Annotated in this window: 12 protein-coding genes and 2 pseudogenes; 6 read left to right on the forward strand and 8 right to left on the reverse strand. The window is 65.6% G+C overall.

The genetic code is table 11. The features are described from left to right. Nucleotides 1-13: 13 nt before the first annotated feature. Nucleotides 14-778: a hypothetical protein gene (locus ACXJL8_RS20675; protein WP_456623615.1), complete on the reverse strand. Its 765-nt coding sequence runs from the start codon at nt 776-778 to the stop codon at nt 14-16. Nucleotides 779-882: 104 nt separating this feature from the next. On the opposite strand from ACXJL8_RS20675, the gene ACXJL8_RS20680 reads away from it, so the two are divergent. Continuing rightward, a complete protein-coding gene (locus tag ACXJL8_RS20680) occupies nt 883-2,427 on the forward strand; it encodes a cation:proton antiporter (protein WP_456623616.1) in 1,545 nt (514 codons plus the stop codon). Nucleotides 2,428-2,537: 110 nt separating this feature from the next. After that, a pseudogene (locus tag ACXJL8_RS20685) lies at nt 2,538-3,167 on the forward strand (hypothetical protein); the annotation flags it as partial. A 157-nt stretch (nt 3,168-3,324) separates the two neighbouring features. Here the strand turns inward: ACXJL8_RS20685 and ACXJL8_RS20690 are convergent. The 5 genes from ACXJL8_RS20690 to ACXJL8_RS20710 form a co-directional block, all read right to left on the reverse strand. Further along, nucleotides 3,325-4,131, reverse strand: a complete 807-nt coding sequence (locus ACXJL8_RS20690) for an SDR family NAD(P)-dependent oxidoreductase (protein ID WP_456620499.1) — start codon at nt 4,129-4,131, stop codon at nt 3,325-3,327. 90 nt (nt 4,132-4,221) lie between these two features. After that, a complete protein-coding gene (locus ACXJL8_RS20695) occupies nt 4,222-4,599 on the reverse strand; it encodes a DUF1850 domain-containing protein (RefSeq protein WP_456620500.1) in 378 nt (125 codons plus the stop codon). After that, on the reverse strand, nt 4,596-6,704 hold the full coding sequence (locus ACXJL8_RS20700; RefSeq protein ID WP_456620501.1) for a TRAP transporter permease: 2,109 nt from the start codon (nt 6,702-6,704) through the stop codon (nt 4,596-4,598). Before ACXJL8_RS20700 ends, ACXJL8_RS20695 begins: the two co-directional genes overlap by 4 nt. A gap of 112 nt (nt 6,705-6,816) precedes the next feature. Continuing rightward, nucleotides 6,817-7,764, reverse strand: coding sequence for a TAXI family TRAP transporter solute-binding subunit (locus ACXJL8_RS20705; RefSeq protein ID WP_456620502.1), 948 nt, complete (start codon nt 7,762-7,764; stop codon nt 6,817-6,819). Between the two features lie 341 nt (nt 7,765-8,105). Next, a complete protein-coding gene (locus ACXJL8_RS20710; RefSeq protein ID WP_456620503.1) occupies nt 8,106-8,585 on the reverse strand; it encodes a hypothetical protein in 480 nt (159 codons plus the stop codon). 194 nt (nt 8,586-8,779) lie between these two features. Here ACXJL8_RS20710 and ACXJL8_RS20715 point away from each other — a divergent pair, with 194 nt between their 5' ends. Then, complete coding sequence (locus tag ACXJL8_RS20715; protein WP_456620504.1) at nt 8,780-9,082, forward strand: hypothetical protein; 303 nt, start codon at nt 8,780-8,782, stop codon at nt 9,080-9,082. A 209-nt stretch (nt 9,083-9,291) separates the two neighbouring features. Here ACXJL8_RS20715 and ACXJL8_RS20720 read toward each other — a convergent pair whose 3' ends face one another. Both ACXJL8_RS20720 and ACXJL8_RS20725 read right to left on the reverse strand, forming a co-directional pair. Next, on the reverse strand, nt 9,292-10,482 hold the full coding sequence (locus tag ACXJL8_RS20720; RefSeq protein ID WP_456620505.1) for a hypothetical protein: 1,191 nt from the start codon (nt 10,480-10,482) through the stop codon (nt 9,292-9,294). Nucleotides 10,483-10,538: 56 nt separating this feature from the next. Then, complete coding sequence (locus ACXJL8_RS20725) at nt 10,539-11,168, reverse strand: NUDIX hydrolase (RefSeq protein ID WP_456620506.1); 630 nt, start codon at nt 11,166-11,168, stop codon at nt 10,539-10,541. Nucleotides 11,169-11,235: 67 nt separating this feature from the next. On the opposite strand from ACXJL8_RS20725, the gene ACXJL8_RS20730 reads away from it, so the two are divergent. The 3 genes and pseudogenes from ACXJL8_RS20730 to ACXJL8_RS20740 all read left to right on the forward strand — a co-directional run. Continuing rightward, complete coding sequence (locus ACXJL8_RS20730; protein ID WP_456620507.1) at nt 11,236-11,661, forward strand: PaaI family thioesterase; 426 nt, start codon at nt 11,236-11,238, stop codon at nt 11,659-11,661. Between the two features lie 205 nt (nt 11,662-11,866). Beyond that, nucleotides 11,867-12,877, forward strand: a complete 1,011-nt coding sequence (locus tag ACXJL8_RS20735; protein WP_456620508.1) for an aldo/keto reductase — start codon at nt 11,867-11,869, stop codon at nt 12,875-12,877. 15 nt (nt 12,878-12,892) lie between these two features. Continuing rightward, nucleotides 12,893-13,666: pseudogene (locus ACXJL8_RS20740) on the forward strand (tetratricopeptide repeat protein); the annotation flags it as partial.

The following is a 13,666-nucleotide window of genomic DNA, read 5'->3' on the forward strand; positions in this document are numbered from 1 at the left end:
GGCGAAGACCGCCTCAATACCCATCCACCCCGTTGATCCGCTGCAAGCGCTCCTGCATCGCCTTCTTCAGATCATATCCCGGCCGGCCGAATTCGGCATTCCGGCGGGCGATGAAATCATCCTGCGCACGCTGAAGCGCCTTGGCCTCCCCGGCATTGCGGGCTTCGCGCAGCACGCGCGCGTTGGCGGCAAAAACCTCGCGGTCGAGATCGGCGAGCTCGCGGTTGGCGCAGATCGCCTTCTCCACCGCGCGGCGCGCGCTCCTGCAATTGAAGCTCGGCTTGCCGGCGACCGCCATCTGCGCCCCGATCCGCTCGAGCTCGCGCGCCATCGCCTTGTGATTGGCCTTGGCCTTCTCGTGGTTCGGATCGATCTTCAGCGCCGCGCCAAAGTCCTGCACGGCCCTGGGGCGGTCACCCTTCTTCAGCCAGAGCTCGCCGCGCGCGTTGAAGATGTCGGCGAGCGTGGGGTCGAGCTGCAATGCCCGGCTATCGTCGGCGATCGCGCGATCGACCTGGTCATGTCGCGCGAACAGCGCGCCGCGCGCGATCAGCGCCTTGATCAGGTCGGGCTTCGCCGTCTTCTCGTTGTCGATCACGGCGGTGCAGGCCGCGGCCGCCTTGTCCATGTCATCGGCCGCGCTCGCCGCGAGGCACGGCGCGACGTCGACCTGCGGGACCGCGACGGGCTCGCCGCCGGTCGCCGCATGGGCGGCACCGAGCGCGAGCACGCAGAGCAGCGCGGCACCAGGAAATTGCATCAGGACGGAAGAACGCATGGTTGTTGCAGTCGGGAGCTCTTGCTTTGTAGCCACACTATCCATCATACGGCCGGATTGATGCTAGCTTATGGYGTCGCTCAAATCTGGTTTCGGGGATCGTCGTGTCGACATTCGAATGGATCATCGCGCTGCTGCTCGGCGCCGTTGCATTATCGGCGCTGGCGCGGCGGATCAAGGTCCCCTACCCGACCTTTCTCGCCATCGGCGGCGCGCTGGTCGCCTTCGTGCCTAACAGCCCGTCCTGGACGCTCGAACCCGACCTGGCATTGGCGCTTTTTGTCGCACCGGTGCTGCTGGACGCCGCCTTCGACACCTCGCTGCGCGACCTCCGCAACAACTGGGTTCCAGTCTCGACCCTGGTCGTGGCGGCCGTCGGCATGACCACAGCCGGCGTCGCGCTGGTCGCGCATTGGTTGATGCCGGACATGCCGTGGGCGGCTGCGGTTGCGCTCGGTGCGATCGTGGCGCCGCCGGACGCCGCGGCTGCGGTCGCGATCCTGAGCCAAGTGAAATTGCCCTACCGCATGGTGAAGGTGCTGGAAGGCGAAAGCCTGCTCAATGATGCGACTGCGCTGCTGATCTATCGCATCGCGGTCGGCGCGGTCGCGATGGAGCATCTGAAATGGAGCGAGGTCGCGCCGACGATCGCGCTGGGGCTGGTCGGCAGCGTCCTCGCCGGACTTCTGGCGGCCCGCATCATCCCGCTGTTCCTGCAGCGGGTGACCGAGGTGCCGAGTGCGATCATCGTGCAGTTTGCCACCACCTTCATGGTCTGGATCGCCGCCGAGCATCTCGGCCTCTCCGGCATCCTCACCATCGTCGTCTACGCCATCACCATGGCGCGCACGGCGCCGGCCAGCATGCCGGCACGGCTGCGGGTGCCGTCCTATGCGGTGTGGGAGACGACGGTGTTCGTGCTCAACGTGCTCGCCTTCATGCTGATCGGCATGCAGATGCGGCCGATCTGGACGCGGCTCGATCAGGAGGTGCGCTGGGAATATTGCGTGGCGGCGGCCTGGATCCTGCTCACGGTGGTGCTGGTGCGGCTCGCCTGGGTGACGTTCTACCGCACGACGTTGCGCGTGCTGATCGCGCACGACATCTATCATCCGAAGGATCCGAAGCAGGTGGCTTCGCCCAAGGGCGGCCTCATCATCTCCTGGTGCGGCATGCGCGGCCTCGTCACGCTCGCCACCGCCTTTGCCTTGCCGGAAAACTTTCCCTATCGCGACTTCATCGTCTTCATCGCGTTCGCGGTCGTGCTGGGATCGCTGGTGATCCAGGGCCTGACGCTGCGGCCGCTCATCCTGGCGTTCGGCCTCAAGGACGACGATCCCGTCGGCGTCGAGGTCGCGCGCGCCCGCGCGGTCGCCTATCGCGCGGCGCTCGATGCGATCGAGGACGATCCGTCGGAAGAGGCGGAGATCCTGCGGCTCGAATATCGCGCCATCCTGATGCAGGCGGACGACGACCCGCACGGCGGCATCACCAACGGCGAATTGCCCGCCGACCCCCTGCGCCGCCGCGCCATCGAAGCCGCACGCAAATCGATCTTCGACCTCCGCGCCACCGAAGTGATCGGCGACGACGCGTTTCACCGGGTCGAGGGAGAGCTCGATCGCGCAGAATTGAGCGCGGGGGGATAATCTTCTCGTCCCGGCGAAGGCCGGGACCCATACCGCGGAATCCAACCGTTACGGATGGTGCCAGTCCCGAACGCCCAGTCTTAGCCAAACACACGCCTGGGGTTATGGGCCGGACATTCTCCGCAAGTCCGGTGATCCATTTTCACGGACTCTTGTTCTTTACCTGGACGCTCTATTTCGTGCTCCAGACCTGGCTCGCCGCCTCCGGCCGCGTGGTCAATCACCGCTCGCTCGGCATCGCCGGCGTGTCGCTTGCGACCGCGATGACGATCTTCGGCTTCCTCGCTTCCGTGCATGTGATGCAGCATTCCGCCGCGCTCGGGCAGAAAGAGGCCGGCATCGCGTTCTCGATCGTGCCGATGAGCGGGATCGCGTTCTTCGCAGGCGCGTTCGTGCTCGCGATCATGAACACGCGGAAGCCCGAAGTTCACAAGCGCCTGATGCTGCTCGCCGCGGTCTCGATCCTCGACGCCGCGATCGCGCGCTGGTTTCTCACCTTCCTCGCCCCTCCCGGACCGCCGGGCCCGCCGCCGGTGCCTGTGACCATCGCGCCGGCGGTGGTCGCCTCGCTGCTGCTCGTCGTCGCCATGGTGCGCGACTTCCGCATCGAAGGCCGCGTGCATCCGGTCTACATCTACGGCACGCTCGCGCTGCTGGCGGTGAAGGTGTTGAACTGGCCGATCAGCGAGACCGCGGCCTGGCACACCTTCGCCGGCGGGATTCTGGCGCTGGCGCAGTAATGTCGTCCTGGCGAAAGCCAGGACCCATTACCCCGAAAGCCAGTTGTTGAAGCACGCTGGAGCAATCAGCGTGCCTATTCCACCGTCCTGTGGTTATGGGTCCCGGATCTGCGCGCGCTTGAGGCGCGCTTGTCCGGGACAACGGCGGAGATTGGAGCTACGCCCCCGCCTTGCACGTGATCCCGCCGTCCACCACGAGCTCGATCCCCGTCACATATTTCGACTCGTCCGATGCCAGGAACAGCGCGGCGTTGGCGACGTCGAAGGCGTCGCCCATGTGGCCCATCGGCACCTGGGCGTCGCGGGCGCGCCACATCGCTTCGACGTCGCCCTTGGCGTAGCTTGCCGCCAACCCTGCCGAGTGCTCCACCATCGGCGTCTTCATCAGGCCGGGCAGGATCGCATTCACGCGCACATGGTGGCGCGCGAACTCGATCGCCGTGGTGCGGGTCATCTGGTTCATTGCGGCCTTCGAGCTGCCGTAGGTGACGTAGGAGATGCCCATGTGGCGGATCGAGGCGATCGAGGAGATGTTGATGATCGAGCCGCCGCCCTGCTTCATCATCACGGGAATGACGTGCTTCATGGCGAAATAGGCGCTCTTGAGATTGACGCTGAAGACGCGGTCCCAGCTCTCCTCGGTCACATCGACCACGCTGCCCATCTCGGCGATGCCGACATTGTTGTCGAGCACGTCGATACGGCCGTAGGCCTTCAGGCACGCCGCGACCATCGCCTCGATCTCGGCTGCCCGCGACACGTCTGCGGTGAACGCGGTCGCCTTGCCACCTTCGTCCTTGATGATCTTCGCGGTCTCCTCGGCAGCAGTGCCGTTGCGGTCGATGCAGAATACCTGCGCACCCTCGCGCGCAAAGGTCACCGCGGTGGCCTTGCCGTTGCCCCAGCCGGGCCCGATCGAGCCGGCCCCCACCACCATCGCAACCTTGCCCTTGAGCCGATCCATCACGTGTCTCCCGTTGTTGTTCTTTGTAGCCCGGATGAGCGAAGCGATATCCGGGGGCGCCGTTCCCGGATATCGCTTCGCTCATCCGGGCTACGGATCTTTGCAGACGCTCATTTTTGTAACGTTAGCACCTATGGGATGCCCGACAATCTCCGACAACGTCCGGCACACGCCGTCATGGCAGAGTCGCCATTCCCCGGCCGCGCCGGAATTGCCGAGCACGACCTCCCGCATCGGCGCACGTTTCGGCTGCCATTGAAACCAGCCATCAACGAGCCGCGCCTCCGGCGGCGGCTCCATGCCGGCGCCGGTGCCCTTGACGCGCGCCTGCACCAGCTGGAGGCCGGCCGGCGTGACGCGCCAGTCCTCCTGCCAGTCGACCTTCTCGATCGAGTGCGTCCACACCAGCGTGAAGGCGGAAAGCGCCAGCGCCTTCACGCCGCCCGCTGTTGCGAGGCAGAGGCTCACACCGCCTCGACCGTGGCCGGCGGGCGCTGCCGCCACTGCCACAGCACGAGGGCCGCGGAGAGGGTAAAGCCCGCAGTGTCGCTGAACGGGAAGTCGCCGAGCAGGCAGAGCGCCGCGCCGAGCGCGACCACGCGCTCGAGCAGCGTCAGCCGCGTGAACAGGAAGCCGATCGCGACCATGCCGAACAGGCCGATCGCCACCAGCGCCTTGAAGCTCGCCAGCGCCACCGCGCCGTAAAAGCCGAGCTTGGCCGCCATCGGATCGCCGGCCTGCAGCATCAGCGCCGGCGAATAGACGAAGATGAAAGGGATGACATAGCCGGCAAGCGCGATGCGCATCGCCTCCCAGCCGATCTTGTCCGGGTTCTCTTTCGCGATCGGCGCCGCGGCAAGTGCGGCGAGCGCCACCGGCGGCGAGAGATCGGCCATGATGCCGTAATAGAACGCGAACATGTGGCTCGCGATCAGCGGCACGCCGAGCTTTGCCAGCGCGGGTGCGGCGAGCGCGGCGGTGATGATGTAGGTCGGGATGGTCGGGATGCCGGTGCCGAGCAGGATCGACAGCAGCATGGTCATGATCAGCGCCAGGAACAGGCTCTTCTCGCCGAGCCCGATCACCCAGCCGCCGAAGATGGTGCCGACGCCGGTCTGCGACATCATGCCGATGATGACGCCGACGATGGCGCAGGCCATGCCGACGGTGATGGCGGATTTCGCGCTCTCGGCCAGCGCGTCGCGGCAGGCCCGCAACGCCGCGGGGCCGCCGCGAATGAAAGCGGTGATCACGATCAGGCCGACCACGACGCTCGCGACCGGCACGATCTGCAAGCCGTCGCGCGACAGCGCGGCAACGACGAGCGCGAGCCCGATCCAGAAGATGTAGCGGATGGCCATGGAGGAGGCGCCAGCCGTGATGCTGGCGCCGAGGATCAGCGTCACCGTCAGCGCGAGGCCCATGCTGCCGGCATAGAGCGGCGTAAAACCTTCGAACAGCATGTAGACCAGTGCCGCCAGCGGCAGCACGAGGTACCAGCGCGTCACCAGCGCCTTCCAGGCGCTCGGGATCTCCGAGCGCTTCATGCCGACGAGGCCATGCTTGCCGGCTTCCAGATGCACCATCCAGAAGGCGGAGGCGAAATAGAGGATGGCGGGGATCGCCGCCGCTTTCACGATCTCCGAGTACTGGACGCCGAGCGTCTCCGCCATGATGAAGGCGACGGCGCCCATCACCGGCGGCATGATCTGTCCGCCCATCGAGGCCGTCGCCTCGACGCCGGCGGCGAACGCGCGGCGATAGCCGAACCTGATCATCAGGGGAATCGTGAACTGGCCGACGGTGACGACATTGGCGACGCCGGAGCCGGAGATCGTGCCCATCATGCCCGAGGCGAACACCGCGACCTTGGCCGGACCGCCGCGGGTCCTGCCGAACAACCCAAGAGATACGTCGGTGAAGAGCTGGATCATGCCGGCGCGCTCCAGGAACGAGCCGAACAGGATGAACAGGAAGATGTAGGTCGCGGACACGTAGATCGGCACGCCGTAAAAACCTTCGGTGCCGAAGGACAGATGCGTGACGATCTGGTCGAAATCATAGCCGCGATGGTTGAGCGGCGACGGCAGGTATTGCCCGAAGAACCAGTAGACGAGGCAGGCCCCGCACATCAGCGGCAGCGCCGCGCCCATCAGCCGCCGCGTGCCCTCGAAGATCAGCACCGCGAGCAGCGTGCCGACCACGAGATCGAGCCGCGTCGGATCGCCGTCGCGCGCGATCAGGTCGGCGTAGAAGATCCATTGATAGAGCCCGCACAGGAAGCCGGCGCCGCCGATCAGCCAGCCGAGCGCCCGGCCGACATCGCTTTTGGCGGTGAAATTGCCGATCAGGCCGAAGGTGAGGAGGATGAGGAAGCCGACATGGACGCCGCGCACCACCTGGCTCGGCAGATAGTTGAAGGCCGCGACATAGAGCTGGAAGGTGGCAAACGCGATGCCGATCCAGTAGGCGAGATGGCCCCACCAGCCCGGGCCAAAACCTTCCGGAAAGCCGTGCTCGAAATTGTCGAACTCGACCTTGATGGGCGCTTCGGTGCCCTCTGCCTGCAACATATTCGTTTCCCCGCGCCCTGAAATCGTCATGCCCGGGCTTGACCCGGGCATCCATCAAAAGATGACTCTTGGAGGATGGATGGCCGGGTCAAGCCCGGCCATGACACCTGTATTACTTGATCAGCCCTTTTTCCTTGTAATAGCGGATCGCGCCGGGATGCAGCGGAACCGGGCTGCCGGTGGCGGCCGTCTCGAGCTTGATCTCCTTGCCCGCCGCATGGGCATTCTGCAATTCCGGCAGCGACTCGTAGATCAGCTTGGTCATCTGGTAGGCGAGATCGTCGGACACCGCCGAGCTGGTCACGAGATAGTTGACCACGGCCGCGGTCGGCACGTCCTTGTCCTGGCCGGTATAGGTGTTGGCCGGAATGATCGCGGCGATGAAGGGCGGGCCGATCTTGTCGACGGTCTCCTTCGGCACCGAGACCACGGTGATCGGGCTCGAGGTCGAGAGATCCTTCAGCGAGGCGACGCCGAGGCCGGCCGATTGCAGCGTCGCCCCCAACTGGCGGTTCTTCATGAGGTCGACGGATTCGGCGAACGGCAGATATTCGACCTTGCCGAGATCCTTATAGGTCATGCCGGCGGCGGAAAGGATCGCGCGCGAATTGAGCTCCGTGCCTGACTTGGGCGCGCCGACCGAGAGGCTCTTGCCCTTGAGGTCCGCCAGCGTCTTGATGCCGGACTCGGCGGTGGCGACGATCTGGATGTAGTTCGGATAGATCGCGCCAATGGTCCTGAGCTTGTCGAGCTTGGTCTTGAAGCCCGCCTCCTCCTCGCCCTCCCAGGCCGCTTTCAGCGAGTCACCCAGCGTGAACGCCAGCTCGCCGCGGCCCTGCTGGAGCAGGATCAGGTTCTCGACCGACGCCTTGGTGGCCTGCACCTGCGTCTTCACGTTCGGAATCTTGTCGCCGTAGATTTTCCCGATCGCGACCCCGAGCGGATAGTAGACGCCGGAGGTGCCGCCGGTCAGCACGTTGATGAAGGATTGCGCATGCGCGCAAGGCGCCGACGCCGCCAGAGCAAGAGCCGCGGCCGCGCCGATAATCGTCCGTTTCATGATTTTCGTACTCCCCAAACCGGCGGGGAAATTGGCCGGATGAGGAGAGCGGGTCAACCCATCCAAAAGACAAAACAGGACTGCGGTAAACGGCCGTTCCGCCTCGACTTTTGGGGAACTGGCGGGTGCGGCGAGGTGGCGCAGGCGGATAATGAGCGGGCTCAAATGAGAGCGCACTCAGGCGCGCGGCAGGCTCGGTCACCTCTCCGCTTGCGGGAGAGGTCGCGCCGAAGGCGCGGGTGGGGGCTTTCTCCTCCAGGGGATTGTCCCGTTGCGGATGCACCCTCTCCCCAACCCTCCCCCGCAGGCGGGGGAGGGAGCGCACCGTCACTGGCAAGCCGTCACTGGAAGGTCATGTCCAGACACTTGGAGATGTCGGAGCCCAGCCCGGAGGAGATGATGATGCAGCCGCGGACCTTCTGCACGGTGACGTCGGCGGCCCAGACCGAGTAGCCGCCGGGGCCGAAGAACGAGTTGGTGTTCGGCGGCTCGGTCTCGGTGGCGTCGAAATCGTAATGACCGTCGGTCTCGAAGATGCGCGGCTTCTTGGTGCAGCCGCCATCGGTCTGGACGTTGATGACTTCCTTGTTGTCGCGGGTCAGCGCCAGCGAGACCTGGCAGCGGAAATATTCCGAGGTCTTGGTATTGAACAGGTAGGTGTAGGACTTGCAGGTCGCGGTGTTCAGCTTGCCCGGGGCCAGGCCGCGGCTGCACGAAATCCGCTGGTTGTGGCTGAGCTGGTAATCATCGGCCCGGGCGGCCGGCGCGAGCACCGTCAGCAACAGGCCGGCGGCCCAGCAAGCTTTAATGACAAGGTTCATCCGAATCATCCCCACCAATATTTTTGTCGAATTGCGTTCTAGACGGAAAGCGGAACATAGTCGCGAGGGGGCGAAGGGAAAATCACAAACTGCTGGACAAGACGTGATGCGCTGCGGCGCTTTCGCAAATTGACCGGGATACGCCGTTCGTGATTTGTTCAAGCCGGGCACCCCAATGGCGGGGAGGATGGATGATGGCATTTTCAACAAAGACATTTGCACTTGTAGCGGTGCTGGGCGCGTTCGCGGCGCCCGCACTGGCGCAGACCGCGGCGACGCCGTGGGAGCTCAAGCCCGACATGGGCTACGCCTATGACAAGGACGGCAAGACCTTCTCTTACAAGATGGGCACCAGCAATGCCGGCGAACTGCTGAAGGGCGCCAAGAAGGTGCCGCGCGGCACGCTGTTCTTCATTGGCCATAACGGCCAGCTCTACATGCGCAGCGGCCCGTATCTCGAAGGCGACGGCAAGTTCAAGTTCGGGTCGGATCAGTAGGGGATGGGCGGGGCACGYCACATACTCAATGTCGTCCCGGCGAAGGCCGGGACCCATACCGCGTGATCTACCGGCTTGCGCAAGGTGGCAGTACTGAACGACTAATCATCGCCAAACTGCTCCCTGGGGTTATGGGTCCCGGCCCCCCGTGCGCAATTGCGCACTAGGCCGGGACGACACCTTTTAAAGCGCCGACGCCAGATCCCTCGCTAAAACGCCGCAGCCAATTCCCTCGCGCCGGCATTGTTGCTGTTCGAGTCCATCCGCGAATCCGTCACCGCGAGCAGCTTCGCCACCGTGTTGTGGCGGATCGCGACCGGGTTGCGCTCGTAGCCGCCGCGCTGGAAGAAGTTCGAGGTCGGCACCCGCTCGCGCATGGCCTGCGGCATCGTCACCATATCGAGGCCGGTGCCGTCGCCGGTGAGGTTCATCATCTCGAGCTCGGCCGCGGTGAGCGGGCGGGTGTAGCCCTTGGCGCGGGCGAACAGCACCGAGGTCAAGAGCTTGTGGGTCTGCAACATCGGCCCGATGTCGATGTCGAGCACCATCGCATGCATGGCCCAGCCCTGCGCGGTGTCGCCGATCTTCTCGTGCTCCGACCAGGTGTCGGGCACCGATTTGGCATGCGCCACCATGCGCTTCAGCACGCCGAACTTGTGCTCCAGCGTCTTGCGTGCCGGTCCCGAGCTCTGCGCCACCTTGTCGCCGAGCGCACGGATGAATTCGTGGCCCTGCTCGGCCAGCAGCTCAACGCTGTTGGTGGTCAGCAACTGGTTGTAGCCCATCGCGGTCGAGATCGCGCGCTTGCCGCCATGCTCGATTCCCGATTGCACGTCGTAACTGCCGGTGCCGCCGGTCTCGAACGCATAGACCCGCACCGCCTGCTCGCGCGTGAGGCCTGAGGCGAGTGCGTAGCGCGCATAGGCGCGCTTGAACTCGACCTCGTTCGTCGCGCGCTGCGGCGTGAACTGGTAGAGCTCCTGCGCCGCGCGCAGGAAATCGGCGGCCACGGGTATAGGCCTTCGCGGTGGACGTTCCGGGGCTTCATCCGGCTGCGGATTCACCGGCCGCTTCGGCCCCGTATAGAGCGGCGGATGCTCCAGCACGTAATCGTCGAGCGTGACCTGCTGTCCGCTGCGCCGCTTGGCGTTGCGGCCACGCCGCTTCTCCGAGATCTGGCTCCAATAGGCGCCGGCCTCGGCGTCGAAGGCGGCGCGCGCCTCCTGATACTCCGCGAGCTTGCGGCGATATTCCGCGATCGCCTGCGGCGAGGCCTGCGCCATCGCATTCCTGACGGCTGGCGGCAGCGCGGCGGAATCCTGGGCCGGCGCCGCCGGCGCAAGCAGGACGAGCGCGAATGGAACCAGCGTCAGGGCGTGTCGAATCGGGTGATGATGCATGATGCCCTCCTAGCAGGCATCCGGTAACCGTCACGTTAACGTGCCGTTTACCATCGTCACTTCCAGGCGAACACCGGCTGTTCCAGTTCAGTCACGCGGGTCGGCCGCCCCGCCAGCACCTCGCGGAACTGATAGATCAGCGCCGCCGTCGGTGCGTGGATCAGGCTCGCCTGATGATGGAAGCGGATCACGCGGCGCGCGCTTTCGGGGATCGCGATAAAGTCGAAGGCGTCGTCGCGCTCGATCGTCGCGAGCCCGATGCGATGGACCGAGGCGACCTCATCCGGGTTCGGCCGGATCGCGGCGCTGTCGGCGGCCCAGACCACCACCGGCGTGATCAGATAGCCGGAGCGGGTCGGATAGTCGTCGAGCAGGCCGAGCACGTCGGTTGTCGTCAGCTTGAGCGCGAGCTCCTCGTCGAGCTCGCGCAGCGCTGCCTCGACCGGCGTTTCGCCTTGGTCGCAGCGCCCGCCCGGCAACGCCCACTGGCCGCGATGCGCGCGCAGGTGTGATGCGCGCAATGTGAGCAGGAACGCGGTGTCGGCGCCCCCATTCGCCGCAGTCAGCGCCAGCACCACCGCGGCCCGCTTCAGTGGCGACGGCTCGGCCGCGTCGGGCAGCCGCGCGAACGCCGCGCAGGCACCTGCGATATTCCGTCTGGTGGCATCGTCGAACGGTCTCATCATGCTTGACTACACCAGGACCGCATCTGATGAAACGAGGAGAGATACGCGTGCAAGGATGGGCCGGAAGATGATCGACAAGACCGCCGCAAAGCTCAAATCAGACGGCTGGACCATCGTCGACACCAGCGGCTTCATCCATTTGATCGGCCCCTTGTGGGAGCGCAAGGTCGACGGCCATTACGAATTCGCGCTTGGCACCGAGGACAAGCACCACAACCGTCGCGGCATGGTCCAGGGCGGCGTCATGATGACCTTCGCCGACCGCACCTGCGGCATGACTGCCCGCTATGTCTCGGGCAAGGAGTTCATGGCGACGGTGCAGCTCGACACCCATTTCCTCGAGGCCGGCCAGATCGGCGACATCCTGATCTCCCGCCCCCGCGTGGTGCGCGCGACGCGCAGCCTCATTTTCATGAGCACCGAGGTGACGGTGGACAATCGCTGCGTGGTGATGGCGAACGGCGTGTTCAAGATCTTGAAGGGGCCGGGGTAGCGTTAGGCTGCCACCGCGGCCGCGACAAACTCTCATGTCGTCCCGGCGAAGTGGAGGCAGTGCGGCTCAACGAACCCCGTCATTGCGAGCGCAGCGAAGCAATCCAAGTCTTTCCGCGGCGGCATTGCTGGATTGCTTCGCTGCGCTCGCAATGACGTAATTGGGAGGCTATGCTCGCGCCCAGAAGAAGCATCGAGGATAGCCCATGCAATACCGCCAACTCGGCCGCAGCGGCCTCAAAGTGTCGCCGATCTGTTTGGGCACCATGATGTTCGGCGGTCCCACCGATGAAGCGGACTCAACGCGCATCATCGCCAAGGCGCACGAGGCCGGCATCAATTTCATCGACACCGCGGATGCCTATTCGAAAGGTGCGTCCGAGGAGGTCGTCGGCCGCGCCATTGCCAGCAACCGCCACGACTGGGTGCTCGCGACAAAACTCGCCAATCCGATGGGCGACGATCCCAACCGTGTCGGCCTGTCGCGACGCTGGGTGTTGCAGGCCGCGGACGACAGCCTGACGCGGCTCGGCACCGACCACATCGACATCTACTATCTGCACAAGGAAGACCATGCGACGCCGCTGGAGGAGACGGTGCGCGCGATGGGCGATTTGATCCGCGCCGGCAAGGTGCGCTATTTCGGCGTCTCCAACTACCGCGCCTGGCGCGTCGCCGAGATCTGCAACATCTGCGACCGGCTCGGCATCGACCGGCCGGTGGCGAGCCAGCCTTATTACAACGCGATGAACCGTATGCCGGAGGTCGAGCACTTTCCGGCCTGTGGCTATTACGGCCTCGGCATCGTGCCCTATAGCCCCTTGGCGCGCGGCGTGCTCACCGGCAAATACCGCCCCGATGCTGCTCCGGACAAGGAGACGCGCGCGGGCCGCAACGACACCCGCATGATGCAGACGGAATGGCGGCCGGAATCGCTTCTGCTCGCGCAGGAGATCAAGACCCACGCCGAGAAGAACGGCATCACCGCCGGCCAGCTCGCGGTCGCCTGGGTGCTCAACTCCGCCTTCGTCTCCTCCGTCATCGCCGGCCCCCGCACCGAGGCGCAGTGGGACGACTATATCCGCGCGCTCGACTACCGCTTCACCGCCGAGGACGAAGCGTTGATCGACCGCCTGGTGACGCCGGGCCACCCGTCGACGCCCGGCTACAACGACCCGGCCTATCCGATCGAGGGACGTCGCGCGCGGACGGCGTAAGGGCGGGAGGCGATGATGGCGCAGGAGGACCGCTACGGACTGCCGCTCTCCACCGCTTCGCACGCGGCGGCATCCGCCTATCGCGAGGGCGTCGACCTCATGCTGGCGGGCTGGACCGGCACGGCGKAGGCGCTGGAGCGTGCGATCGCGGCCGATCCCGACTTTGCACTCGCCCATATCGCGCGGGGACGGCTGCACGCGTTCTATCAGCAGGGCGATCTTGCGCGAAGGAAAGCGGYGGTGGCGCGCGAGCTCGTTGCCAAACGCGGCACGGAGCGCGAGCGCTCGCATGTCGAGACGCTGGCGCTCGCGATCGAGGGACGCCTGCCCGAAGCATTGGCGGCGACGCTGAAGCACATCGACACCTGGCCGCGCGATGCCGTGGTGCTGTCGCTGCCGCTCGGCGCGTTCGGCCTGTTCGCCTTCTCCGGCATGGCCGATCACGACCAGGCGCGGCAGGCTTTGTGCGAGCGCGTCGCACATCATTACGGCGAGGACTGGTGGTTCCTGACGCTGCACGGCTGGGCGATGACCGAGAACGGCCATGTCGCGCGCGGCCGCAGCGTCACCGAGCGCGGTTTCGGCCTGCGCCGTGAAAATGCCCATGCCGCGCATGCCGTGCTGCATGCGATGTTCGAGGACGGCTCGATCGACGAAGCCGACCGCCTCGTCGACGACTGGATTCCTGGTTACGGCCGTGCCGGAATCCTGCACGGCCATATCCGCTGGCACCAGGCGCTGGGCGCACTCGAACATGGCGACGCGGCACGCGCGCTCGCGATCTATGCC

The organism is Bradyrhizobium sp. P5_C11_2 (genome assembly GCF_054049755.1).

Coding starts and splice junctions, on each gene's coding strand:
- ACXJL8_RS20705 (WP_456620502.1), bottom strand. CDS start 7,764: ATGAAACGGACGATTATCGGCGCGGCCGCGGCTCTTGCTCTGGCGGCG.
- ACXJL8_RS20725 (WP_456620506.1), bottom strand. CDS start 11,168: ATGATGAGACCGTTCGACGATGCCACCAGACGGAATATCGCAGGTGCC.
- ACXJL8_RS20700 (WP_456620501.1), bottom strand. CDS start 6,704: ATGTTGCAGGCAGAGGGCACCGAAGCGCCCATCAAGGTCGAGTTCGAC.
- ACXJL8_RS20715 (WP_456620504.1), top strand. CDS start 8,780: ATGGCATTTTCAACAAAGACATTTGCACTTGTAGCGGTGCTGGGCGCG.
- ACXJL8_RS20730 (WP_456620507.1), top strand. CDS start 11,236: ATGATCGACAAGACCGCCGCAAAGCTCAAATCAGACGGCTGGACCATC.
- ACXJL8_RS20690 (WP_456620499.1), bottom strand. CDS start 4,131: ATGGATCGGCTCAAGGGCAAGGTTGCGATGGTGGTGGGGGCCGGCTCG.
- ACXJL8_RS20710 (WP_456620503.1), bottom strand. CDS start 8,585: ATGAACCTTGTCATTAAAGCTTGCTGGGCCGCCGGCCTGTTGCTGACG.
- ACXJL8_RS20735 (WP_456620508.1), top strand. CDS start 11,867: ATGCAATACCGCCAACTCGGCCGCAGCGGCCTCAAAGTGTCGCCGATC.
- ACXJL8_RS20720 (WP_456620505.1), bottom strand. CDS start 10,482: ATGCATCATCACCCGATTCGACACGCCCTGACGCTGGTTCCATTCGCG.
- ACXJL8_RS20675 (WP_456623615.1), bottom strand. CDS start 778: ATGCGTTCTTCCGTCCTGATGCAATTTCCTGGTGCCGCGCTGCTCTGC.